Source organism: Rheinheimera mangrovi (assembly GCF_003990335.1).
Classification (GTDB): domain Bacteria; phylum Pseudomonadota; class Gammaproteobacteria; order Enterobacterales; family Alteromonadaceae; genus Pararheinheimera; species Pararheinheimera mangrovi.
The window spans coordinates 2,055,048-2,078,321 of sequence record NZ_CP034683.1; the positions used below are offsets into that span (position 1 = coordinate 2,055,048).

General features: G+C 45.8%; 20 protein-coding genes and 1 tRNA gene. 16 read left to right on the plus strand and 5 right to left on the minus strand.

Annotation, left to right across the window (positions count from 1 at the left end; translation table 11 throughout):
- Positions 1-8 precede the first annotated feature (8 nt).
- From EK374_RS09295 to EK374_RS09305, 3 genes are all read left to right on the plus strand, one after another.
- On the plus strand, positions 9-866 hold the full coding sequence (locus EK374_RS09295) for a D-amino acid aminotransferase (protein WP_127022356.1): 858 nt from the start codon (positions 9-11) through the stop codon (positions 864-866).
- 108 nt (positions 867-974) lie between these two features.
- On the plus strand, positions 975-2,600 hold the full coding sequence (locus EK374_RS09300) for a methyl-accepting chemotaxis protein (RefSeq protein WP_127022359.1): 1,626 nt from the start codon (positions 975-977) through the stop codon (positions 2,598-2,600).
- 15 nt (positions 2,601-2,615) lie between these two features.
- Positions 2,616-3,752, plus strand: coding sequence for a DUF418 domain-containing protein (locus tag EK374_RS09305; protein ID WP_127022362.1), 1,137 nt, complete (start codon positions 2,616-2,618; stop codon positions 3,750-3,752).
- Between the two features lie 22 nt (positions 3,753-3,774).
- Here the strand turns inward: EK374_RS09305 and EK374_RS09310 are convergent, their stop codons facing one another.
- Positions 3,775-4,293, minus strand: coding sequence for an acyloxyacyl hydrolase (locus tag EK374_RS09310; protein ID WP_127022365.1), 519 nt, complete (start codon positions 4,291-4,293; stop codon positions 3,775-3,777).
- A 346-nt stretch (positions 4,294-4,639) separates the two neighbouring features.
- Between EK374_RS09310 and EK374_RS09315 the strand changes: the two genes are divergently transcribed.
- From EK374_RS09315 to EK374_RS09330, 4 genes are all read left to right on the plus strand, one after another.
- Positions 4,640-5,119: a MarR family winged helix-turn-helix transcriptional regulator gene (locus tag EK374_RS09315; RefSeq protein ID WP_127022368.1), complete on the plus strand. Its 480-nt coding sequence runs from the start codon at positions 4,640-4,642 to the stop codon at positions 5,117-5,119.
- Positions 5,120-5,493: 374 nt separating this feature from the next.
- Positions 5,494-5,913, plus strand: coding sequence for an organic hydroperoxide resistance protein (locus tag EK374_RS09320; RefSeq protein WP_127022371.1), 420 nt, complete (start codon positions 5,494-5,496; stop codon positions 5,911-5,913).
- A gap of 124 nt (positions 5,914-6,037) precedes the next feature.
- Complete coding sequence (locus EK374_RS09325; RefSeq protein ID WP_127022373.1) at positions 6,038-7,051, plus strand: alpha/beta hydrolase; 1,014 nt, start codon at positions 6,038-6,040, stop codon at positions 7,049-7,051.
- Between the two features lie 149 nt (positions 7,052-7,200).
- On the plus strand, positions 7,201-7,728 hold the full coding sequence (locus EK374_RS09330; protein WP_127022376.1) for an acyloxyacyl hydrolase: 528 nt from the start codon (positions 7,201-7,203) through the stop codon (positions 7,726-7,728).
- A gap of 19 nt (positions 7,729-7,747) precedes the next feature.
- Here the strand turns inward: EK374_RS09330 and mltA are convergent, their stop codons facing one another.
- The gene (mltA, locus tag EK374_RS09335; protein WP_127022379.1) at positions 7,748-8,863 is read right to left on the minus strand and encodes a murein transglycosylase A; all 1,116 of its coding nucleotides are present in this window, start codon (positions 8,861-8,863) and stop codon (positions 7,748-7,750) included.
- 187 nt (positions 8,864-9,050) lie between these two features.
- Here mltA and EK374_RS09340 point away from each other — a divergent pair, with 187 nt between their 5' ends.
- The 4 genes from EK374_RS09340 to EK374_RS09355 all read left to right on the plus strand — a co-directional run bounded on the left by EK374_RS09340 (position 9,051) and on the right by EK374_RS09355 (position 12,496).
- Positions 9,051-9,815 carry a substrate-binding periplasmic protein gene (locus EK374_RS09340; protein ID WP_127022382.1) on the plus strand — a complete coding sequence of 255 codons (765 nt, stop codon included), beginning with the start codon at positions 9,051-9,053 and terminating at the stop codon, positions 9,813-9,815.
- A gap of 164 nt (positions 9,816-9,979) precedes the next feature.
- Complete coding sequence (locus tag EK374_RS09345) at positions 9,980-10,270, plus strand: high-potential iron-sulfur protein (RefSeq protein WP_127022385.1); 291 nt, start codon at positions 9,980-9,982, stop codon at positions 10,268-10,270.
- A gap of 168 nt (positions 10,271-10,438) precedes the next feature.
- Positions 10,439-11,074 carry a cytochrome b gene (locus tag EK374_RS09350; RefSeq protein ID WP_206099321.1) on the plus strand — a complete coding sequence of 212 codons (636 nt, stop codon included), beginning with the start codon at positions 10,439-10,441 and terminating at the stop codon, positions 11,072-11,074.
- Positions 11,075-11,179: 105 nt separating this feature from the next.
- Positions 11,180-12,496: a 3-oxoacyl-ACP reductase gene (locus EK374_RS09355; RefSeq protein WP_127022388.1), complete on the plus strand. Its 1,317-nt coding sequence runs from the start codon at positions 11,180-11,182 to the stop codon at positions 12,494-12,496.
- On the opposite strand, the gene EK374_RS09360 is transcribed toward EK374_RS09355, so the two are convergent.
- Entirely contained in the window at positions 12,446-15,526 is a 3,081-nt protein-coding gene (locus tag EK374_RS09360) for a sensor domain-containing protein (RefSeq protein WP_127022391.1), read from the minus strand. The two genes, EK374_RS09355 and EK374_RS09360, sit on opposite strands and share 51 nt — an antisense overlap.
- Positions 15,527-15,774: 248 nt before the next feature.
- On the opposite strand from EK374_RS09360, the gene EK374_RS09365 reads away from it, so the two are divergent.
- Together EK374_RS09365 and EK374_RS09370 are read left to right on the plus strand one after the other, a co-directional pair.
- Positions 15,775-16,836 (plus strand): Fic family protein, encoded by a 1,062-nt coding sequence (locus tag EK374_RS09365; RefSeq protein ID WP_127022394.1) that lies wholly within the window; start codon positions 15,775-15,777, stop codon positions 16,834-16,836.
- A 130-nt stretch (positions 16,837-16,966) separates the two neighbouring features.
- Positions 16,967-18,217: an alkaline phosphatase family protein gene (locus EK374_RS09370; protein WP_127022396.1), complete on the plus strand. Its 1,251-nt coding sequence runs from the start codon at positions 16,967-16,969 to the stop codon at positions 18,215-18,217.
- Here EK374_RS09370 and EK374_RS09375 read toward each other — a convergent pair.
- Positions 18,214-18,618 (minus strand): GNAT family N-acetyltransferase, encoded by a 405-nt coding sequence (locus tag EK374_RS09375; protein ID WP_127022399.1) that lies wholly within the window; start codon positions 18,616-18,618, stop codon positions 18,214-18,216. The two genes, EK374_RS09370 and EK374_RS09375, sit on opposite strands and share 4 nt — an antisense overlap.
- Before the next feature lie 212 nt (positions 18,619-18,830).
- On the opposite strand from EK374_RS09375, the gene EK374_RS09380 reads away from it, so the two are divergent.
- Positions 18,831-18,907: transfer RNA gene (locus tag EK374_RS09380), tRNA-Val, on the plus strand.
- A 624-nt stretch (positions 18,908-19,531) separates the two neighbouring features.
- Here EK374_RS09380 and EK374_RS09385 read toward each other — a convergent pair.
- Positions 19,532-20,062, minus strand: coding sequence for a YqiA/YcfP family alpha/beta fold hydrolase (locus EK374_RS09385; protein WP_127022402.1), 531 nt, complete (start codon positions 20,060-20,062; stop codon positions 19,532-19,534).
- A gap of 158 nt (positions 20,063-20,220) precedes the next feature.
- Here EK374_RS09385 and EK374_RS09390 point away from each other — a divergent pair, with 158 nt between their 5' ends.
- Positions 20,221-20,751 carry an ECF-type sigma factor gene (locus EK374_RS09390; RefSeq protein WP_127022404.1) on the plus strand — a complete coding sequence of 177 codons (531 nt, stop codon included), beginning with the start codon at positions 20,221-20,223 and terminating at the stop codon, positions 20,749-20,751.
- A gap of 39 nt (positions 20,752-20,790) precedes the next feature.
- Positions 20,791-23,238: a serine/threonine-protein kinase gene (locus EK374_RS09395; protein ID WP_127022407.1), complete on the plus strand. Its 2,448-nt coding sequence runs from the start codon at positions 20,791-20,793 to the stop codon at positions 23,236-23,238.
- The last annotated feature ends 36 nt before the right edge of the window (positions 23,239-23,274 follow it).

Here is a 23,274-nt window from a genome sequence, read left to right on the forward strand (position 1 = left end):
GAAAAGCCATGAGTGTGGTGTATTTAAACGGGCAATTTATGCCTGCAGAGGACGCAAAAATCTCGCCTATGGACAGAGGCTTTTTGTTTGGTGATGGTATTTACGAAGTGATCCCCTCCTATGGCGGGCGTTGTGTGGGCTTTGCCGCTCATATTCAGCGTTTACAGCAAGGTTTAGCGGCCTTAGAAATTCACTGTGCTTTGACAGAACAAGATTGGTACGAACTGGTACAGCAATTGATTAGACAAAACGGCGCTGGCAATTTGGGCATTTATTTGCATCTTAGTCGTGGCACTGACACCAAAAGAGCTCATGCTTATCCGAAAAATGTTCCAGCCACTGTCTTTGCCTATTGCTTTGAAATAGCTGCAGAACCAAAAGCCGATGTGAATAAAGCTCCCCGTTATAAAGTGATCACAGCAACAGATTTACGCTGGCAGCGCTGCCATATCAAATCTACCGCCTTGCTTGGTAATGTGATGCATCACCAGCAGGCGGCGGCTTTGGGCCTGAACGAATGCATTTTATTTGATGAGCAGGGCTTTTTAACTGAAGGCAGCTCAACCAACGTATTTATTGTTAAAGAGGCTGTGGTGATCACTCCGCCTTTAAGCCATAAAATTCTGCCAGGCATTACCCGTCAGTTACTGCTGAGTATTTTGCGTCAACACAGCCCACTGAAGGTGGAAGAACGGCCAGTTAGTAAAGACGAAGTGCTTGGCGCTGATGAAGTCTGGTTGACCAGCTCCAGTAAGGAAATAGCAGCTGTCATTGAAGTCGATGGGCAGGCTATTGGAAACTCTGAACCTGGCCCGCTATGGTTACAGGCACAGCAGTTGTTTAGTGAACATAAATACAGTTATTAGTGGCTAATCATCTGTAAAAGTTTAAGTTTTCTATTCATTGTCGCCTATGCTTTTTAGGTTGAAACAGAGTACTTGTTATAAAAATCAAATAAATAGGAAGGGATAGTTATGTTGTTAAGGAATTATAAAATTGGGGCCCGCTTGTTAGCTGGTTTTGCGATATTGGGATTGTTGGTGGTGTTACAGGGTAGTATGGCGCTGATGAATATGGCTGAAATGCGCACAGTGTCAGCGGAAATTGAAGACAATACTATCCCTACTTTGGATAATCTCGCTGCGCTGAATTTAAGCATGATGCGGGTACGGATTTTTACCTTTCGTCTGATGCTGGCTGAAACCGATACGCAAAAAGCGGATTATCAGGCTGCTTTGGCAAAGGTACGGACAGAAGTTACCGACTATCAACAGAAGTATGAAAAATTGATTTCTATTGATGGGGAACGAGCCGTTTATCAGCAATTTGCAGCTGCCCAACAGGATTACTTTGCTGGTCAAAGTCTGCTGCTGCAGGCATTGGAGCAGGGAAATAAAGCGGAGGCTGCCCGGATCAGTAATGAAGAGTTAACGGGGCATTCCGATAAAATGACCAAAGCTTTACTGCAGTTGGCTCAGCTAAATCGTGACCACTCCAGAGAACAAACAAAGCTGTCTGCTGAAAATTATGACGTCAGTAAAACTCTGGTTATTAGTGCCATAGTGGTTGGTATTACGGTCAGTATTTTCATCGCCTTGTGGATGACCCGCAGTATCACTGCGCCTATGACCGAAGCCGTGACTGTGGCCGAAACAGTTGCTTCTGGTGATCTGACGCAAAAAATCACTGTCAGTGGTGATGATGAGGCAAGCCGTTTGATGAACGCTCTGCAAAAAATGCAGCAAAACCTGCGTGATGCAATGAGCCATATTTCGAATTCTTCGGATCAACTGGCGTCCGCTGCTGAAGAGCTGAACTCAGTGACCGAAGATTCATCCCGTGGTTTGCAACAGCAAAATGATGAAATTCAACAGGCCGCCACTGCTATTACAGAAATGAGTTCTGCCGTGGATGAAGTAGCACAAACCGCAGTTCAAACCTCTGAGCAATCAACTGAATCGGCGAAAATGGCGGTTCAGGGTCAGCAGCAGGTTGATGAAACAGTCAAAGCGATCCGGGATATGAATCAGGATGTGGCTTTGACCTCGGAGCTGATCCAGGGTTTAGCTGTGCAATCTCAGGATATAGGTAAGGTGCTGGATGTGATCCGCGCTATTGCTGAACAAACCAATTTGCTGGCACTGAACGCTGCGATAGAAGCTGCTCGGGCAGGGGATGCAGGCCGTGGTTTTGCTGTAGTTGCAGATGAAGTGCGTGCTCTGGCACATCGTACACAAACCTCTACCCGTGAAATTGAAGAAATGATAGCCAAAATTCGCAGTGGTACAGGGGACGCTGTCAGTGCAATGAAGCATAGCAGTGATAAAGCCGGCCACGCGTTAACAGTGGCTCAAGCTGCTGGAGAAGCTTTGACCATCATTACTCAGCGTATTAATAAAATCAGTGACAGTAATCTGGTGATTGCAAGCGCTGCTGAAGAACAAGCCAAAGTAGCACGTGAGATTGATCGCAACATAGTCAATATCAGTGACTTAGCTGCTCAAACTGCAGCAGGGGCTAATCAGACCAGTGCATCGGCCCATGAATTATCCCGTTTAGCTGTGGATTTAAATGCTCTGGTTACCCGCTTTAAAGTATAACTACAGGTAGTTTGCATGGATGCTTTACCCCAGGTGACACCACGAGTGCATCAGTTGGATGCGCTGCGTGGTGTCGCTGTACTTATGATTCTATTTGCTAATATTTTTGCTTTTGGCTATCCGCTGGAAATCGCAGAACAAGCCGGGCTCTCAGAGTCTATGTCGTTGTTGTCGAAGCTACAGCATCAACTGTATCAGCTGTTTGTCCGCGGCAAGTTTATCAGTCTGTTGACGCTGTTATTTGGTGCCAGTTTGTATCTGTTATGGCAGCAGAGCCAGATGTCTGAAAACCGGCTTAAAGCCAGAATGTCAGCCTTGTTGCTGATTGGCTTTTGTCATGCAGTCTTTGTTTGGTATGGTGATGTTTTGCTGATGTATGCCGCAGTGGCATCAGCTCTTTTGTGGCAGCGGGTGCTGCACTGGACGCCAGAGCATCAACTGCGATATGCCAGACACTATCTGGCAGCAGGTTTGGTATTACCTGCTTTGGTATGGTTGTTTCCTGCCGGGCAAGTAGCAGATCAAGCTGATACGGCAAAGCTTATTGCGCTATATACAGGGCCATATCATGACCAGCTGTGGCATCAAACAAAGTATCTTGCTTTGGTTGCGTTTGATCTGTTGTTTGTCAGTTACTGGTGGTTTGGTGGCATCATGCTGCTAGCTATGTGGGCTATGCAATCGGACTGGCAACAGCTATTAAAAACGCATTTTGTTACTTTGCTGCTAATTGCTTTAGGTAGTGGCTTACTGCCAATACTTGGCACTGGATTTAATGTTGCAGGAACCGGACTGCATCCTCTTCGCATGATTTCCGATCTCTGTTTTGCGCTGATCTACATCCGGTTGTTTCTCAGCGTTATTCCTTTGTTCCCGGAGTTGTTGAATCTGCTCAGACGTTGTGGCCGTTGTTCATTGTCTTTATACCTCTGGCAGTCGGTGGCCATGGTGTTGTTGTTTCGCTGGGTGTATCCGGAGTTGTTTGGTATGTTGGGCAGGGGATCTCTGACGACTATTGCTTTGATCGTTATCATGCTGCAATTGCTGTGTGTGCAGTATTTTTACAAGACCAGCCAGCTATGGTGGTTCGAGCAGCTGTATCGTTGGCTAAGCCTCAAACTGGAACGCAAAACGCAGGATACAGCGGCATAAAACTACCGGCTCTAAAGGCATTTTAGAATCGATAAGCATAGGACAAGGCTAAGAAATCCAGTCCTGGGTTGGGTTTTTGCAAACCTGCATTGGAATAGTGCATATAACGTAATGCCAGCTGAGCTTTACTGTGCAACTGCCAAATCAGGCCTATCCGGTCTTCAAACTGATAATGCGACCCCAAATCTTTACCAGCAAAACGTTGTTTGTTTAACAAGCTAAAACCTATACCAAATTCCCAATACAAAGCTCTGCCGTACAAGGTCGTGAATTGCTTCACTAGTACCGGAGATAAAGCCAGAGCCAGGTTGCTTTCATATTCAGGCTCTTCACCGTAACGCCACAGATTGGCACTGACTTCCATATACAGTTGAGCATCACCCAGCACTGGTAATTCGGCCAGATGCCATTCTGTGGGCCTGTAGCCCACACGTAAACCTAAAACTTCGCCTTCACCTTTGACTAAATCCAAAGCGACAACCTGAGCATAAGCCTGTAGGCTCAGCAGCATAAAACTTAGTACCAGAAGAATTTTTTTCATCAATGTCCCGCCTTACTCCACCATAATGTTTTGCCTGTTTTACTCTTGGCTTTACAGTGGATAAATACCTAAAACCTCATAGCTATTACCTGATCCTGATTCGTTTTATTTTGCATAGGCATAAAACAAAAATGCTGGAGGGGTTAATAAATATGTATTATGTAACAGTCGGTACATAAGTTGTGACAAAAAAAAAGATATCAAGAGCGCACTATAAAAAATTTATGACAAACAAAAACAAGATGGAAAAACAATGATTGAGGGGGAAAAACAGATAAGAAGTTGACCTTTGTCTACTTGCTGATTAACCTTGCGGTTTCTTCGTTCTAAGGCAGGCACTATTAACATGGCGAATTCTTCAGACCAGACCACGAACACTTTGGATCCTAAAAGCCTGAAAGCTTTACATTTGGATCAGCAGCTGTGTTTTGCTTTGTATTCCACCTCACTGGCGATGACCAAGGTGTACAAGCCTTTACTGGACAAGCTGGGTCTGACCTATCCGCAGTATTTAATTATGCTGATTTTGTGGCAAAACGATGGCCTGGCGTTAAAAGACGTGGGTGAGCAGCTACAAATAGACTCAGGCGCTTTAACTCCTGTGATTAAGCGAATGGAAGCTATGGGTTTATTGATCCGTACCCGTAATCCACAGAATGAGCGGACTCTGGAAATTCGTTTAACTAAAGCAGGCTGGGCTATGCGTGAGCAAGCTGTTCAGGTGAATCAAACTATAGGTTTAAGTTGTGGCATGGCTGAGCCTGAGATCCATGCATTACGGCAGGAACTGGTGCAGTTAAGAGCGCAGTTAAGCAAGAAACTCTAACGCTGATTCGTCTTTAGTTACCAGAAAAAGGGCCTTGATGGCTCTTTTTTTATGCCGTTAACTTCATGACGCACTAAGTTTAAATGCCTAAAAAACAATCACATAAAGAATATCTGCAAAATAATTAAAAAATAAACTTGCGAAATAACAGTTATCGCAATAATATAATCGCACATCAGGTTGAACAGCGGGTTCAACTGCAGTAAAACGACCGGATATAGCAGGTAGCAAAAGTTTTTAAACTGTACAGATTAGGTCCCTAAGGACTGGCAGTAACAATAGTAAAACCGGGTGAGTTCACCCATTTTTTTAAACTATAAAGTTATCGCGATAACACATATCGCAAATAAATAAACTTAACAGAGGAATACATCATGCAAGTACTTTACAAAGCAACAGCCACTTCAACTTCAGGTCGTGACGGTCGTTCAGTCTCTTCAGACGGCGTATTGGATGTGAAATTAAGCACACCTAAAGAATTAGGTGGCGCTGGTGGTGCAGCCACTAACCCTGAGCAGTTATTTGCCGCTGGTTACTCAGCTTGTTTCTTAGGTGCCATTAAATATGTCGCATCACAGCAAAAAGTGCTGATTGGTAACGATGCAAAAATCACTGCTGAAGTGGGTATAGGTCAAATCCCTGGTGGTTTTGGTCTGGATATCGAACTGCAAATCAGTCTGCCAGGTGTAAGCAACGACGTAGCGCAAGACTTAGTGACGAAAGCTCACCAGGTATGTCCTTACTCCAACGCAACACGCGGCAACATAGACGTGCGTTTAGTGGTACTGAACTAAGGCTCTATGACGCCATACCATCAGATAACCAGACTAAACCTTTAGATAATAGCGGCAGTGTTGATTAAAAAAATACACTGTTGTTGCCCCTGAACAAAGGCCAAGAGGCCAGTGGAGAATGATGATGAACACATTTCGTAAAGTTGTAGGTTTTACAGTAATAGCGTTAGGTATCAACAGTGCATTTGCCGCTGGTGGTCCAGGTGTAGAACAACAAACGCAAGGCTTTTTAAATGCGCTGGCTCAGGGCGGTGGTAAGCCGTTAGAGCAACTGTCGCCAAAAGATGCCCGCGCTGTATTAACAGGTGCTCAGGCCGGTGCCAAATTACCAGCCGCTGATGTCAGTGAAAAAACCATTACGATTGATGGCAAACCATTAAAACTGGTGGTGGTTCGTCCTGCAGGCAGCAAAGGTGTATTACCCGCCTTTATGTTCTTCCACGGTGGTGGCTGGGTCTTGGGTGATTTCCCAACCCACGAGCGTTTAATCCGTGACTTAGTCAGCCGCTCTGGTGCAGCTGCTGTGTATGTGGATTACACACCATCACCGGAAGCCAAATACCCTACAGCTATTAACCAGGCCTATGCCGCAACCAAATGGGTGGCCGAGCATGGTAAAGAGCTGAACATCGACAGTTCACGTTTAGCAGTAGCAGGTAACAGTGTCGGTGGCAATATGGCGGCAGTAGTGGCGTTAAAAGCCAAAGAAGCTGGCACACCAGCACTTAAATTCCAGTTGCTGTTATGGCCTGTAACTGATGCGAACTTTGAAAACACCTCGTACAACCAGTTTGCAGACGGCTACTTCCTGACCAAAAACATGATGCAGTGGTTCTGGGATAGCTACACCACTAACCCTGCAGAGCGTAACGAGATTTATGCGTCACCACTGCGTGCAACGACTGAGCAGTTAAAAGGTTTACCACCAACGCTGGTACAAACCGCAGCATTAGATGTACTGCGTGACGAAGGTGAAGCTTATGCCAACAAACTGGATGCGGCTGGTGTGACTGTGACTTCAGTGCGCTACAACGGCATGATCCACGACTTTGGTTTGCTGAACGTGCTCTCCGATGTACCAGGTACACAAGCCGCGATGGACCAGGCAGGTCAGGCACTGAAAAAGCACCTGAACTAATAGCAACCTGAGTTATAGCCCAAAGCCTCCTACGGGAGGCTTCATTCTGAAATGTAGAACATTTTATCAGCATAAAAGCATTATTGGTTCTATTTAATTGTTTATAAAATGGCGAGCAATTCAGAACATAGGTAAAAGTCGAGGTCTGTATGAAAAAGTTAATCATGGCATTGTTATTGGGATTAGGTAGCACTTCAGCTGCCATTGCTGATGAAATGGCGATTGATTTACTCAAAGGTGAGGGCGATGTCACGGGTATACGACTGGCGTATAGACCTTATCACAGCACCATCACAGATTTACCTTTGGTCGGGGATGCAAGCCTTTATCTGGAACTGAGTGCCAATAAATGGCGTTATGGTGATCCGGCTGAGTATGACGACAATCTGGCTATAGCCTTGTCTCCTGTGCTGACTCGCCAGTTTGCGACTCTAAATGGCAAGCCACTGTATTGGGAGTTTGGTATTGGCGTTAGCTTTTTGGATAAAAAGCGCTTTGCGGGTAAAAATTTAGGTTCTTATTACCAGTTTGAAGACAGATTAGGTTTAACCTTGGCACTGGATCCTGCGAAAAAACGCAGCCTTTCACTGCGTTATTTCCACTACTCCAATGGCGGTTTGGAAAAACCTAATCCTGGCATGGATTTTCTTAACTTATCTTATGCCTGGCGTTTTTAAATCAGGCATCAGTCAGGTTTTAGTTTTTAGGTAGGATCAGCCAGATTTTGCCATAGTGCCGCAAACTGTCACTGCGCTGCTGTGCTTCTTCGCCAATGCCCTGATAGACATCGATCCGGCCCGGCGTTTTAATAGCAGCGCCTTTATCCTGAGCCAGCATGAGTCTGAACTCATGGCCAGTTAATTCACCTTTGTCATCAAGTAGAGGCACTTGCGCCAATAGTACCGAACCCAAAGGAATAAAGGCTGGGTCCACGGCGACAGAATGCAGTGGCGTAAGAGGCACATTGGCTGCACCTACAGGCTGATCCAGGCCTGCGGAAAAGAAGGTATAGCTAGGGTTGCGGCTCATCAGCTCACGTTGTCTGTCCGGATTTTTCGCCAGCCATTCTTTAATGGCTGAGGCGGAGATGGTTTCGGCTGTGTATTCGCCCATTTCAATCAAAACTTTACCAAGGCTACGGTACGAATGGCCATTGCCACCGCCGTAACTTAGCAAATGTTGCTGGCCGTACTCATCTTCCACTACACCAGAGCCCTGCACCTGCATAAAGAAGTTGTCGACCAGACTCTTGCTGTAAAACAGCTCCAGCCCCTGACCCGCCAACGCCTGTTCGAAGTCGATTTGCTCCCGGCTTGGGTAATTCGTTAGTCCTGCAGGCTTACGATAAATAGGGTATTTGTACTCTGCATCCGCTGTGGTCCGTACTTTAAAAACCGGCACATAGTAACCGGTAAACTGCACATTACCTTTACCATCTTCACCTGCGAGCTGATGCAGAGCAAAGGCTTTGCCTCCTTCAGCTGTGGGTTGTTCTGCCCAGTGCTGTAAGTCACCAATGCTTTGTTGCAACTGGCTTTTACTGATGGTTAAACCCGGCAAGTTATGCTGCTGTGCTACTGATTTTTTATTTAAGTACTTTAGCTGCTCGTCAAGGCCTGCCAAGAACTCAGGCGTCAGCCACTGGGCTTTTAATGCAGCACCTTGCTGTACCTGGTAGGTGCCACTGAATGTTTTGGCTTTTTTATCCAGCCCATTGTTATCAAACTGATTAGACTGATGAATGCCGGAGGTTTGACTACAGGCAGATAAAAGCAGGCTTGCGATGCCAAGCCATAGAAGATGTTGTTTCATAAGCAGATAAGATTCAAAAGTAACAGACTGTGGCGGCACTCTATGTCACAGCGGTCAGACTGACAACAGTCGCTGAATATTTTTTCGGTGGATGTGGTGTAAAAACAACTATTTGATAAAAACGCTAATGCTTGTATTATCGACACTATAGGCAGACAGCTTCTGATCTGGTTTAGCAGGTAACCCAATGAAACTATGGAAAGTAAAGGTTTTGATGCTATTGACCTTGCTGTGCAGCGTTACTGCGGTGCATGCCGTGCCCAAACAGGCCGATTTGAAATTTGTGCTGTATTACCCGCAAGTACCACCTTATATGTACCAGGACGAAACAACGCAAAAAGTGGTAGGGCTGGTGCCAGAAGTATTGCAAGACTTTTTTCAGCAGCAGAATATTCGTGTGCAGTATGTGGCTGATAACAGAACCCGTGCTGAGCTCAGACTGTATCAGGGCGATGTGGATGCTATTTTGTTGGCCAAAGAATGGACCCAACACCCCGAGAAACTGCTGTTTTCTGAGCCGTTACTGGAACACCAGGACTTTTTATTTGCCCGCCAGCCGATAGCTGCACAAGGGCAGTTAGCGGACTGGGTCAAGGGTAAAGCGATTTGCACCCGTCAGTATTATATCTATGATGCCTTAAGCCCATTTTTTAAGAACAACGAAACCGCGCGGGTAGATTCTTCCAGTGAGTTGACTCAACTGAAAATGTTACTCAATGGCCGCTGCGATTTTGCCTTTATGAACGAGCACGTTGCGAACTGGCTGATGTACCATCATTTTCCTGATCAACAGTTATACCGATCAGCCGAGGGTTTTGGTCCAGTGGGCTTAACTGTCGCTTTTCATCCGCGCTGGGAATCTCAGTTGGCTGCTTTTAATCAGTATTTGCGTGAACAACGTCAGCAAGGCACCATAGCCCAGTGGCTGAAATTTTATGTCACAAAATCCTGAATCTGCCACTCACTACACTAGTGTCTGCTGAACTTGCCAGTTGATTCAGTCCTGACACTGTTTTAGATCAAATCAAACCAGTCTTATCTCCTTCATACTTCGTATGCTTACAGACCAGAGGGCAGAACACTCTGGTGCAGCTTATAAAATGACGGAGTAACAAGATGGGAAATTTAGACAGACGTAATTTTTTAAAGCTATCGGCTTCGACTTTAGTGGGTTTCACCTTAGGTGGAACCGCTTTGCATGCGGTAGCGCAAGAGCAAGTAAAGGCTGATGATCCAATGGCCGTGGCGATGAAGTATGTGGATAAATCAGCGGTAGCTGGAGCCAACTGTGCTAATTGCATGCAGGTCCAGGGCAAAGACGGAGAAAAGCTAAGAGGTTGTAATATCTTCCCTGGCAAACTGGTCAATGCTGAAGGCTGGTGTGCTGCCTGGGCGAAAAAAGCCTAAGCAGGGGTTTGGCTGTTCAACCACAAACAAGCCGGTTTCATCCTACTGGCTTGTTTATGCTTTGTGTTATTCAAGTTTCTATTCATAGCAGCCAATTACAAGCTGTTTTGTCGTTAACATTCGAAAATATGCACTGTTTCCTCCGTTTAAATCAGTTTTTTTCTTAAAGTGACTCGTTTTAGAATCAAAGCTGATACCAACTGCCATGTAGTCACTATGCATATGATGAACAATTCCGCTACTCACTACGGTTATGTCGCCAGGGCTTTGCACTGGAGCACCGCTTTACTTTTTTTGCTGGCTTATGCGGCAGTGTATTACCGGCAGTGGTTTACTGAAGAAAAAACTGACCTGAACTGGACGGCGTTGCAACTGCATTTATCTTTTGGCATGACCATCGGAGTGTTGGTGTTATTGCGGGTGTACTGGCGACTGACCACTACTCAACCTGCGCCTGAGCCGGCATCTGCCTTAATGCACAAGGCCGCTCATTATGGCCATTTAGCGCTTTATGCGGTATTGATCATTATGCCTTTGACCGGCTATCTTGGAACCGGAGTCGCAACCGAATTTTTCTTCTGGTTTGATATCCCTAAATTTGCGGATACCTGGCTTTTTCAGTCAGTGATCCAACATGGATTGGGGCTCAGCTTTGAACAATTCGAAGCTCCTATAGATTTTATTCACAAGCAAGGTGGAGCTTATCTGGTGTGGCTACTTATTTTGGGACACGCTGCTGCCGCTTTGTATCATCATATTCATCTGAAAGACCGGACTTTACTTAAAATGCTACCCCCAGGTTAACAAGGGGAATGTTGAGTGCCCACACTGGTATCAGTTGCTGTATGCCGTTAAGATAACAGGACTTTTTTTCGCCATACCAGAAATGGATATGGATTGGGGTACGGTATGGCTTCTTGGGTAAGCACTTTATTAGATTCTGCGATTGGACGCTGGTGTGGTGTGCCACAAGCCGCTGCTTTACTGCGGCCTGCGGGTGAATCCCAGTGTTTTAAAGGAACTGTATTAGTCTGCGGTAAAGCGTCTGAACACAGCGTATTATTGCGCCAGCATCTAAGTTGTTTGCCTGATGTTGCTTTTGTGGAGGGGGCCGATACGCCACTCCAGGCCATTATTTTTGATGGCACTGAACTGCAAAGTACCACTGAACTGGATTTACTTTGGCAGCAATTGCATAACCTTTTACCTCGTTTGGACATTAATGGACGTTTAATTCTGTTGGCCCGTACCCTTGCTGACGCGTCAAACGCCGATGCTGCCGCTGCATCAGCAGCTTTATCAGGCTTTACCCGCTCCATTGCAAAAGAACTTGGTCGTTTTGGCAGTACTGCAAACTTATTATCATTAGACTATGGCGTGCAGCAAAGCCTGGTCCCAGTGGCAGAATTTTTCCTGTCCAAAGCATCAGCTTACATCACAGGGCAGGTTGTGCCTGTGCGTCGTGCCAGGGTAAAAATCAGCGAATGGCAAAAGCCACTTCAAGGCAAAACCGCTTTAGTTACAGGTGCGGCCCGGGGCATTGGTGCTGCTATCGCTAAAACCCTGACAGAGCAGGGCGCTACTGTAATAGGGCTGGATATTCCACAAGCGGAACACGCTTTGGTTGCCTTGATGCAGCAGTTAGAGGGAAAACCTCTGCTACTGGATATTAGTCAGGCAAACAGCGCAGAAATAATCAGTGATTGGCTGACACAACAAGGAATAAAGTTGGATATTCTGGTGCATAACGCCGGTATTACCCGCGATAAATTATTCCATCGTATGACGGAAGCACAGTGGACTCAAACTCTGGAGATCAATCTGCGAGCTGTACAGCGGATCAACGCATTTCTGCTTGAACGTCAGCAAATTCAACAAAATGGCCGCGTGGTGCTACTCTCTTCCATGAATGGGTTAGCAGGACAAAAAGGCCAGACCAACTACGCCAGTTCAAAAGCAGCCTTGGTCGGGTATTGCCAGTTTATGGCAACTCAAGATCACCGGGGTATTACCTTTAACGCAATAGCCCCTGGTTTTATCGAAACTCAAATGACTGCAGCCATGCCTGCAATTCCACGTGAAGTTGGGCGCAGACTTAATTCGCTGCATCAGGCCGGGTTACCTGAAGATGTAGCCCAGGCTGTGGCTTTTTTTGCCAGACCGGACGCAGCGGGATTAAATGGCTCTGTGCTGCGGGTCTGTGGTCAGTGTTTTATTGGCGCCTGAGTTATGCTCCCCGAATGCTTTTGCGCCTGAACCCTTGGCACCGCCGCCAACAGAAGCTGTAGCCCAAACATCTGGAGGCATCCAGGCTTTTTTCCATGGCATAAATTGTTCAGCTGGCATAGGGCGGGCTATGCCGTACCCCTGGGCAAAAGTACAACCCAATTGCAGCAGCATCTCCCCGTGTTCGGTTGTTTCAACCCCTTCGGCAACAATTTCACGTTTGAACTCGTTAGCCAGTACAATGATACCTTTGAGAATAGCCAAATCGTCCGGGTCAACCAGCATATCGCGAACAAAGCTCTGGTCGATTTTCAGCACTGTCGCAGGCAGACGTTTTAAATAGGTTAAAGACGAATAGCCGGTACCAAAATCGTCAAGTGCAAAACTGACGCCGCTGCGGATACAGGCTTGCATTACAGCCTGAACATGGGTTAAGTCATTCAGCGCACTGGTTTCCAGTATTTCCAGCTGCAATAATGACGCCGGAACGTCCGAATAAAAATGCAGTAACAATTGCAGACGATTGACAAAATCCAGCTGCTGCAGGTGATAGGCAGAAATATTCACACTGACAGGTATAGTCATGCCCTGACGTTGCCATTCAGCCAACTGACGTAATGCCTCTTCGATAACCCAATATCCTAACTCCACACCCAGACTATGCTGTTCTATAGCGGGTAAAAATAGGCCAGGAGCGACCATGCCTTTTTGTGGGTGCAGCCAGCGGATCAAGGCTTCTGCGCCTACCACTTCACCCGTATGCATATTCACTTTGGGCTGATAAAACAACCTGAACTGCTTTTGAACCAGCCCTTGCCGGATTTCCACTATGGTTTCCTGATGGCCACGCAGGCTTCTGGCGTAATCTGTATCAAACAAATGGCAACGGTTTTTGCCATCCTGTTTAGCCTGATACATCGCATGATCGGCCTGACGAATCAATTGTTCAGCTTCAGTGGCATCAGTCTGAGGATAAAAGGTTAATCCGATGCTGGCAGACACAGACAGCATCCATTCGTCAATTTTCACTGGCTTAGCCACGACATCCAATAGCTGCTGTATTTTTGCAAGGCCTGCTTTTTTATCGACCAGTTGCGGCAACAGCACCACAAATTCGTCGCCACCTATACGAGCCAGCAATTCAGCATCGCTAAGCTGGGTTTGTAAACGTTCAGAGAGGGCAATTAAAAATTGATCGCCTGTTTCGTGACCGTGGCGGTCATTAATTTCTTTAAAGCCATCCAGATCCAGATAGGCAACAGCTAGCATCTGTTCAGCGGTAGACTTTTTCAGCAGCAGCTGCAGTTGCTGGGTTAACGCGCTGCGGTTAGGCAAACCAGTCATGGCATCGTACAGCGCTATTTTTTCAAGGTGTTGTTGTTGCTGATACTGATTGGTGATATCAGAAAACAGACCCACATAATGCTGTACCTGACCTTTGTCATCCAGCACAGCACTTAAGGTGAGACTCTGAAAATAATCTTCGCCTGATGCTTTACGGCTCCAGAGTTCACCTGACCAGAATCCCTGCTGTTGTAAATTTTGCCACATGCTACTGAAGGTGAGCTCATCCTGATGCTCCGATTGCAATAAGCGTGGGGTACAGCCTATGGCCTGCTTCGCACTGTACCCCGTGATCTCGGTAAAAGCCTGGTTTACATCAATCATCACACCTAATGGGTCTGTGATCATAATACCTTCCCGGGCATGAGTGAACACGCTGGCGGATAATCGCAATTTATTGTCTGCCGTATGCTCCAACGTAATATCGCGGGATAAACCGACAGTGCCGACATATTCTCCGTCGACCAGGACCGGTGCTTTATAAGTTTCAAACCAGCGTGTTTGCGTATCCACTTTATGCTGAGACTGGATCACCTGAGGCTGGCCACAAGCAAGTACTTGTTTATCGTGGACCACATGACTGAGTGCTGACTGAGCATCAAAGAGTTCCGCATCTGTTTTGCCGACCAGCAGGCTGGTATCCCGGTGCTGAAACTGCTCAGCAAATTTTTGGTTTACTTCCAGATAGCGGCCATGAATATCTTTTAACCAAACGACAAAAGGAATGCTGTCAATCAGAGTGCGTTGATACTGTTCTTTTTGCTGCAGCGTATGGATCAGGCTTTGACGCTCCTGAATCGAGCTGTTCAGACGAAGCTGGGTTGCACCCAACCAGCTCATAATACTGCCGGGTTTAGCTTTACGCAGCTCAGTACTCTGCAATACTTCACCGCGGCCCATGGCTTTGATTTGTTCGTATAAAAGACCAACGGATGCGCCCAAAATACTGTTGTGCACTCGTTTAATATCCCAGAGTGAATAAAACAACAGCAAGCCGGACAGAATAAACAAAATACGCATCACCAGAGCGTAAAACATCGCATTCTCTACCTCGTCTGCGGTGCGTTGGTCTACCAGACTATAAACGGTTGCTATGGGCTGCATAATAGCAATTTTGGCGTTGTGGTAGCTTTGATCAAAAACGGCAAGCAAGGCCTGTTGTTTGTTTTCAGCTTTTTGTGCTGGATCGGTTTCTGGCCGTTCCAACAATTGCATGGCTTTTTGCTCTTTGACCGCCAGCACATCAGATTGAACTTTAGCATCCCGTAACGCGGCCATTTCTGCTGTGGTAAAACCAGAGGCTTTCATTAAATCCAGCAAGGCGATGCGCGCCCCTGCAGGGCGGGGCCTGTTGTTTTCTTCATCCACTAAGTCCCAGTACACCTGATGGTAATTAATAGGGCGTGCTGCCTGACCATTGCGTATGGCAATAATTTCGTTGAAGTGATTTTTGTAGCGATGTTCACCTGTGGCAATGTAGCTTCGTACCATTCGGGTTAAATCATCAGAGGACTGCCTCAACTCACCTATTACTTTGAGTGAATACACCCGCTGGTCATTGGCGGTATCAATACGTTTTTCTGCGTAGACATAAGCAATAAAAATGGCGCTAAAGGTCAATAGCAATGCAAAGGCCGCCCAAAAACGCAGCGTAAGTTCAGAAGTGGTGTAACGCCTTACCTGCACAAAAACTCCTGCTCTTTATGCTATTCAACCCGAGAATAGGAGAGTTGAAAATACCTGTTTACTTTGACTCAATAGTTATTGAGCCGGATAACGAAAGCAAGCTGTTGAGTTCAGTTTTTGCAGTTTTATTTATGGAAATTTAGATAAAACATTCAAATATTGCTAACACTTTGTTTTTTCAGTGAACCTCTATTAGTCTTAGCTGGTCAATACGTTCAATACACTGAATTAAAACAGGTGGTTGTGTGATGGATAAGTACCAGACTTTTTATCAACCGAATCCAGAAATTCTGGAATTAGTGCAACGGATTGAGCAACAACTGTCGCAATGGTCAGTTCTGGTTGCCTCTTTGTCGTCTCAGCAACGTCTGGTGCTGCAACACCGGGCTTTGCATGCCAGCCTGGCTTTGGATCACAACTCTCTGTCTTTAGTGCAATTACAGGAGCTTGCGGCGGGTAAACGAGTGGTCGCTCTGGTACATGATATACAGCAGGCAAATAATGCATTGACCTTGTATCAACAATTGGCAAGTCTGGACCCTTATCAAAGTGCTGATTTGCAGCGAGCTCATGCCGCCTTTATGTCCTCCGTTGTATCGGATGCGGGCCAGTACAGGTTGCAGGGAGCTGGTGTTTACGAAGGGCATAAATTAGTCCATATGCCACCGCCGCCGGGAAACGTCAGTGCATTAGTAGATTCACTCTGCCATAAATTGCAGCACGAACCCATCCATCCTTTATTGGCGTCCTGCCTGATGCATTATCAATTGGCCTTTATTCATCCATTCAGTGATGGCAATGGCCGTTTATGCCGGTTGTGGCAGCAATTGATATTAGCTTCATGGCAAAGCACTTTTGCGTTTCTGCCTTTTACCGCAGTGCTCAAAGACAAAGCCCGCGATTACTATAAGACACTGAGGCAGTCTGTGCCCAAGTATGACGCAACTGCGTTTATATTGTTTATGTTGCGCTCTATACAAGAGTGTCTGAGCGTCGAAACCGCTCAGTTTGACCACGGTGAACTCAGTCAGGTTGCGGTATTACCAGACCAGCCTTTGGTTGACCTCGCACAATTTGTGCAGTTAAAAGCACAAAAAGTGAAAAATAAAACCTCTGGACCTTGGTACAAAACCGAAGATCAGATCTTAAAAAAGCTCAAAAAAGACAACAGACTCAGCGCCAAAACTCTGGCTGATGAACTGGGATTGAGCTCAAGAGCGATAGAAAAACAACTGGCTAAACTTAAAGCCGAAGGCAAGTTGCTTCGAACCGGACCAGCAAAAGGCGGGCGCTGGCAGGTTGTTGCCTGAGCGCATAAGCGCTGAATTTTTGCTGAGCTTCAGCCATTGACAGCATTTTTTATACTTTTGGTCGGTTTTGTCATCTGACTGCAAGCGGGGCTCAGTACACTGGCTTTTTTTGTCTGAACAGGATGCTCTGGTGCGTAGTTTTTTTCTGGTTTTGTTTTGTCTGATATTTAGTCTGGAGCTTCACAGTGCGCCATCAAAGTCGCAGCAACAGGCACAGAGCCTGTTACTGATATCGATTGACGGTTTTGCTCAACACTATATGCAGCGCTATAAAGCGCCCACTTTAAATCGACTTGCACAAGGTGGTGTAGCAGCCGTAAGTATGCAGCCGGCATTTCCTACCAAAACCTTTCCCAACCATTACAGCATTGCCACAGGTTTGTATCCGGCTAATCATGGCATAGTTGAAAACAACATCTACGATGCGGATTTTGATGCTGTATTTCGCATGAGCAAACCGGAGGAAGTGACCAACGGCCGCTGGTGGTTAGGTGAGCCTGTTTGGGTTACAGCTGAGAAGCAGGGTGTTAAAACCGGCACCTATTTTTTTCCGGGATCAGAAGCTGCAATTAAAGGTGTACGGCCAGGCCTGTGGCAAGCCTATGACGGATCGGTCAGCAATGTCGACAGAGTAAAGTCGGTACTGGCCTGGCTGGATTTGCCTGTAGAAAAACGCCCACAATTACTCACTTTGTATTTCAGTGCTGTGGATGATGCGGGTCATGCTTATGGTCCGGATTCTGTACAAGTAGCTGAAGCTATTGCGCAAGTAGATCAGGCGCTGTCTGTTCTGGTCGCCGGGCTGGAGCAACGAGGGCTACTTAACAGTATTAATCTATTACTGGTGTCCGATCATGGGATGGTTAAAGTACCTCAGCAGCAGGTGATTACACTGGACCAGTTGTTTGACGAAAAGAAGGCCGCTTTGGTGTTGTGGACCCCTGAGATAGTCTCTATTTTCCCTAAAGCCGGTGAATTGGAGCCGATTTATCAACAGCTCAAAACCTCCTTGCCATCTCAAGCCACTGTCTATAAAAAGTCGGAGTTACCAGAACGCTGGCACTACCAGAACAGCAAACGTATAGCCCCTTTGCTGGTGGTGCCTGAACCTGGCTGGCGCTTAATGCAAAAACATAAACAGCAAGAGTGGCTGAAAAAAACTGGACTAAATGCTGTCACAGGCAGCCATGGCTATGACAACAATACTCCGGCTATGCAGGCTATTTTTGTCGGGCACGGCCCGGCCTTTGCGCCAGGCAGTCAGATCCCTGCCTTTGCCAATGTTGAATTGTATAACCTGATGTGCCGGATTTTAGGCATCGAGCCTGCTCCTAATGATGGCAATCCGGATTGGGTGAACTCGGTTTATCAGGCAAATTAAAGCTGCTTTGTCATAAAATGCTTGCAGCCGGTGAAAGGGTAGTTTGGCTGAGTCCACTCTACCCGGTAACCATGCAGCTGATAAAAAGGCCTGGCCTGAAAATCCAGGGTGTCGAGGATCACAAAGCTGCAACCACGCTCTTTTGCTATACGCTCTGCTTCAGCCAACAACTTCGATCCTACTCCTTTTCCTCGCACGCTTTCGTCTAACCACAAGGATTCCAGGTAGAACCAATGACCAAAAGTTCGTCCTGCCAAAGCAGCAAGCAGCTCGCCACTTTCATTCTCAAGTTTTAACCCCAGTTGCTGCCGCTTTGATACATCCCAGTGCAAGGCATTAAATTCTGCAATTTTTTGTTTTGCTAATTCGGCAAATTCTTGGGTATGGATAGGGGTAAACATAAAAGCTCCGGTGCTTTGGATAGTGAGGCAGAATATATCACTGAAATCAGTGTTATATGAGCCACCTCCGCTGCTTTTGGGCCTGCCATGGCCTCAGGCGTTTAAAATAACAGCAAACAGGCCAGCTTTTAAAAAAAGTACTTGCAAGCAAAGCATCGGCTGCATAACATAGCGCCCGTTGTCGCAGCAAAGTGATAACAACTTCTCAAAATGCGTCCTTAGCTCAGTTGGTTAGAGCACCACCTTGACATGGTGGGGGTCGGTGGTTCGAATCCACTAGGACGCACCAAATCTTCCTCTGTCGAAACCCTTGTAAAATAAAACTTTATTCTCAAAAAAACCAATAAAGATACCCCAAATAAAAACTTTAAATTCGTTCGTTTTTTTCGTCTTTGACCAAACGGTGACCAAACGGTGACCAAACGGTGACCAAACGGTGACCACGACTTTAAAAAAATCTCCTGACTATTATCTTTTTTTGACCCCTATACCTTTTTCCTTAAAAAGGTATATGTCATTTCGGTGACCAAAAAAACAGGATAAACGTCATTTTGATATCTGTAAGCTATTGATTTTATTGAGTTACCATTAATGGGTAAAATTGCTGTGGTCACCGAAAAAATTGGGATAAACGTCAAAAGTGGTTGTCTATTGAACGATTTGTGTGTTTTAGGAACGGTCAGGACTGTTCTGGATGACATTGAAATTACCCAATTACAGCTGTTCTGCCTAATCAGTTCAAAGGCTTTCCAACACCGTCTTGCCAGGTTGCCCCTCTATTGAATACACTGGAACCAAGCGAGTCGTCAGTATGAACCTTTGTCTTCTGGCAGGAAGGGATAAAGTGATTTACTGACGGCTTCGTTTGTTTAAATTAAAGTAATTCAAATAGACAAATCAAAACAATCAAAAACTAATTAACGCTTTCACTAAGTGGTGTATGGAGGCCTTTGATCATCGCCGTCAATAATTTACCTACAGTTTTAACCTCTTGATGAAGTGAATGATCATCCTGAACCAGCAGCATTTTCAGTTTATGCTTTCTGGCCCAAGCGATAACTTGTTCAACTGGAACAACCTCATCGTCCCAACCATGCACTACTGCAATATCGTGGGCAACTGGTGTAGGGCTCAAATTTGGATAGCCAGTAAGTCCAATAGCTGGCGCCATCAATAAAAGGCCATCTGGTTGAAGTACTTCCGATGCTTGAGAACTAACATAGCCGCCCATACTGGAACCGACCAAGATTAGTCCTTTATGTGCCGGTAACTCAGTCTTAACTAAAATAGTCACACGTTCAGCAGGATCCTGAGTTTGGGTGTAATCGATACTGATGGTGTTGGCACCATCTTTTTCTGCTATTTGCCGCAACTGTAAAATTTTACGACTAGCAGGCCCACTTTCTTTACCGTGGCTAAAAATTACCAGTGGTTTAAGTTCCATTAGTTGAAAGTTCCTTAACAAAGCGCTTTTTTAATCTGGCTTAACATTACAGGTAATTGTTTAGCAACCCAAGTGCCGAAACAAGAAAAGTTCCCAGTTGACAAATGTAAACAATCGCATATTTTGGTTCAGTGGTCTCAGGATGTACAGGAGTAGAGATGCCGACCTTAACTCAGGAACTAAAACGAAGTAACAGAAAGCTGTTGTCTTCTCTGGATATATACAGCCAACTGAAAGCAATGGCTCGAAACACCAAGGAAAAGTTTGTTGAAGGCGAGTTAGAACATCACTCAACCACCGCTTTAGTGCATGAAGTCTACCTAAAGCTCAGTCAAAGCAGTACTCAGCTACTGACAGATGATCAGAAAGAACTGCTCAAACAACTTGCTCAAGCGGTCCGTTCAGTGGTGATTGACCTTCTGAGAAAACAGCGTTCACAAAAGCGAAGCAACGGTGGTTTTGAGCCAGAACCAGAACAAGGGCTGGATGCAGACACATTACTGAAAATTGACAGTATCATTCAGCACATGGAGCACGAGTTTCCTGAGCAAGCTCAGGCAGCGGTTTTATATCATTTCAATAGTATGAAAGTACCTCATATCGCATCAGTGCTGAATTTATCTGAACCCACGGTTTACAGCTACCTGAACTTTTTTAAGCGTTATGTGCAGGTCGAATTAGCCCAATAAAACACAGCTCATCACATTCGTAAGGGAATACCAATACTAATGAACTTATACGAAGCCTTCGCAGACGCTATTGCGTTGCCTACAGCCGAACAACAGCAGCAGTTTCTGGTTATGCTGCATGAACAATCCAAAGAACTCGCACAACAATTGGCGCAGATGCTAAAAGCCGCAGCGGATGCCGGTGAGCATACCCTTGGAGTGAAACACATCATGGCAAACACTGCTGCGAAGTGGTGTGCTGCTGATTTTTCCGCTCAATTAAGCGGTATGCAGTTAGATGTGTGGCGACTGGATCAACTGCTGGCGCAAGGTGGTATGAGTGCGGTTTATCTGGCATCCAGACAGGATGGACAGTTTGAACAGCAAGTCGCTATTAAGGTTCTGAATCCGCTGATTTATCCGGTTTCACCGCAAACCAAAGCCTTTGACGAAGCAGGCTTATGTGCCCGTTTACATCATAAAGCTATCACGACCATCCTGGATGCCGGAGTGGTAAGCTTTAACGACGGGCAGGCACATTATATTGTTATGGAGTATGTTGATGGTCAGCCGCTATCAGACTGGTTGACACAAAAAAAGCCAGATATTACTAAGCTGCTGGTATTGATTACTGAGTTATGTGATGCGTTGCATTTTGCCCATACGCATCAGGTGATCCATGCCGATTTAAAACCTGCCAATATTCTGGTAGATACTCAGGGCCATGCCCGCTTAATTGACTTTGGTATTTCGCAACTTCAGCACAATGAACAGGGTACTGATGAGCAGGTGCAGCTTTACGTTAGGGCTTTATCATGTGGATTTGCCAGCCCCGAACAAATGAAAGGTGAAGCTTTAAGCACTTTATCTGACCTTTTTAGTTTGGGCAAAGTGCTGGAACACGCCCTTACTGCCATTGCACCTGAGCTGCCAAAACATAACAAGTTGTACTACCGGGAATTACAGGCCATTATCCACAAAGCGACAGCGATAGAACCGTCTCAGCGTTACTTGTCGATCAGGGACTTGCAGCAGGATATAACAGCAGTACTGCAAAAAAGACCAGTGACAGCCATAAAATCCTCTGGCTTATACAGGTTGCATAAGTTTGTATTGCGCCAACCCTGGTTAACTGCTTTAGCAACAACCTTAGTTACAGCCGCCATTGGATTCGGCCTGACGTTGTGGCAACACAACAAAGTACTGCAACAAGAGCGACAAATGGCAGATCAGGTTGCGGATTTTATGGTTGAGGTATTTAAAGCGGCTGATCCTGAATCCTATGACAGCAACCCAATCAGTGCTCAGGATTTGTTGTTAACCGCCAAAAACAAGCTGCAAACATTAAATGCATCCGAACAAGTGTTGCACAGATTGCAGTTGCAACTGGCGTCAGCACTGCATGGCGTGGGTGAATATAAGCATTCCCTCGATTTGCTTGAACAAATACCAAACAGCAGCAGTTTATATGTGAACAAACATCTGCTGACTGTTTCGGTAAAGCTTGACCAAAGTGAGTTAGAACCAGCTTTAGCTTTGTTACAGCAATTAAATCCAGAACAACTAAGCGAACATTCGCGTCTGAAGTATTACCTGTATCAGGCCAATATTGCTCACTTCAACAGTGAATATCAGCAATCTTTGGACTGGTTAAAGCAAGCAGAGCAAATCGCCCGTCAAATGCCTCAATATTCAGATTTAGTGACTATTAAAAACTATGAAGTGGCCAATTATATTCAGCTTGGAAATGCAGCGATGCAATTGCAGGCAGCAAAAGAAGCGGAAGTGATCGCCAAAACTCACTTTGGTGAAAGTTCAGGGGAACTGATTACAGCGCTGCATAGTTTACAAAACGCTTTAGCTTCCAATGAAGACTATGAAGAATCTGGAGTGGTTCTTGAAAACGTATTGCGGCTTAAAAAACAGATTTACCCCAAAGATCATCCCACCATAGCAATGGCTCTGAATGAATTGGGGAGCAATTACGCCAGTCTGGAGCAATATGACAAGGCGGTTGAGCAGCATCAGCAGGCTATTCAGATGATCGAAGGGCGTTTTGGCCAGAAACACATTGACTATATTTATGGCAATGCTTATTTGGGAAACGCTTATGGGTTTTTACAACAGCATGAACAAGCCATTGCCGCTCATCAATTAAGTTACAGTGCCAGCGAGAAATTTTTGGGACCAGATAATCTGGTTACGCTGAACGCGCTGAATAATCTTGGTCGTGCTTTTCATGAAAAAGGAGATCATCAAAAGGCCAAAACGCTAGTAGAAACTGGCCTGGAAATGGCGCGTAAACAGTTTGATGAAGACTCACTGCGGTTGGCGTTATTTAAGGCTACTTATGGCAGCATATTGCTGGCACTTAACGATGTAGCCGGAGCACAGCTCAATCTGGAACAAGCGTTGACTGTGATGAAAAATACGCTTGGCGAAGCTCATACCCGTTACCAGCGTACTTTTGAGAAATACAAGCAAGCGCAGCAATTGAGTAATGGCTAAAAATAACGGCCCCAGCAGTTTGGCCTTTATTAGTAG

Bases quoted from the DNA above. Each gene is read 5' to 3' on its own strand.
- EK374_RS09295 (WP_127022356.1), top strand. From the start codon at position 9: ATGAGTGTGGTGTATTTAAACGGGCAATTTATGCCTGCAGAGGACGCA.
- EK374_RS09300 (WP_127022359.1), top strand. From the start codon at position 975: ATGTTGTTAAGGAATTATAAAATTGGGGCCCGCTTGTTAGCTGGTTTT.
- EK374_RS09305 (WP_127022362.1), top strand. From the start codon at position 2,616: ATGGATGCTTTACCCCAGGTGACACCACGAGTGCATCAGTTGGATGCG.
- EK374_RS09310 (WP_127022365.1), bottom strand. From the start codon at position 4,293: ATGAAAAAAATTCTTCTGGTACTAAGTTTTATGCTGCTGAGCCTACAG.
- EK374_RS09315 (WP_127022368.1), top strand. From the start codon at position 4,640: ATGGCGAATTCTTCAGACCAGACCACGAACACTTTGGATCCTAAAAGC.
- EK374_RS09320 (WP_127022371.1), top strand. From the start codon at position 5,494: ATGCAAGTACTTTACAAAGCAACAGCCACTTCAACTTCAGGTCGTGAC.
- EK374_RS09325 (WP_127022373.1), top strand. From the start codon at position 6,038: ATGAACACATTTCGTAAAGTTGTAGGTTTTACAGTAATAGCGTTAGGT.
- EK374_RS09330 (WP_127022376.1), top strand. From the start codon at position 7,201: ATGAAAAAGTTAATCATGGCATTGTTATTGGGATTAGGTAGCACTTCA.
- mltA (WP_127022379.1), bottom strand. From the start codon at position 8,863: ATGAAACAACATCTTCTATGGCTTGGCATCGCAAGCCTGCTTTTATCT.
- EK374_RS09340 (WP_127022382.1), top strand. From the start codon at position 9,051: ATGAAACTATGGAAAGTAAAGGTTTTGATGCTATTGACCTTGCTGTGC.
- EK374_RS09345 (WP_127022385.1), top strand. From the start codon at position 9,980: ATGGGAAATTTAGACAGACGTAATTTTTTAAAGCTATCGGCTTCGACT.
- EK374_RS09355 (WP_127022388.1), top strand. From the start codon at position 11,180: ATGGCTTCTTGGGTAAGCACTTTATTAGATTCTGCGATTGGACGCTGG.
- EK374_RS09365 (WP_127022394.1), top strand. From the start codon at position 15,775: ATGGATAAGTACCAGACTTTTTATCAACCGAATCCAGAAATTCTGGAA.
- EK374_RS09375 (WP_127022399.1), bottom strand. From the start codon at position 18,618: ATGTTTACCCCTATCCATACCCAAGAATTTGCCGAATTAGCAAAACAA.
- EK374_RS09385 (WP_127022402.1), bottom strand. From the start codon at position 20,062: ATGGAACTTAAACCACTGGTAATTTTTAGCCACGGTAAAGAAAGTGGG.
- EK374_RS09390 (WP_127022404.1), top strand. From the start codon at position 20,221: ATGCCGACCTTAACTCAGGAACTAAAACGAAGTAACAGAAAGCTGTTG.
- EK374_RS09395 (WP_127022407.1), top strand. From the start codon at position 20,791: ATGAACTTATACGAAGCCTTCGCAGACGCTATTGCGTTGCCTACAGCC.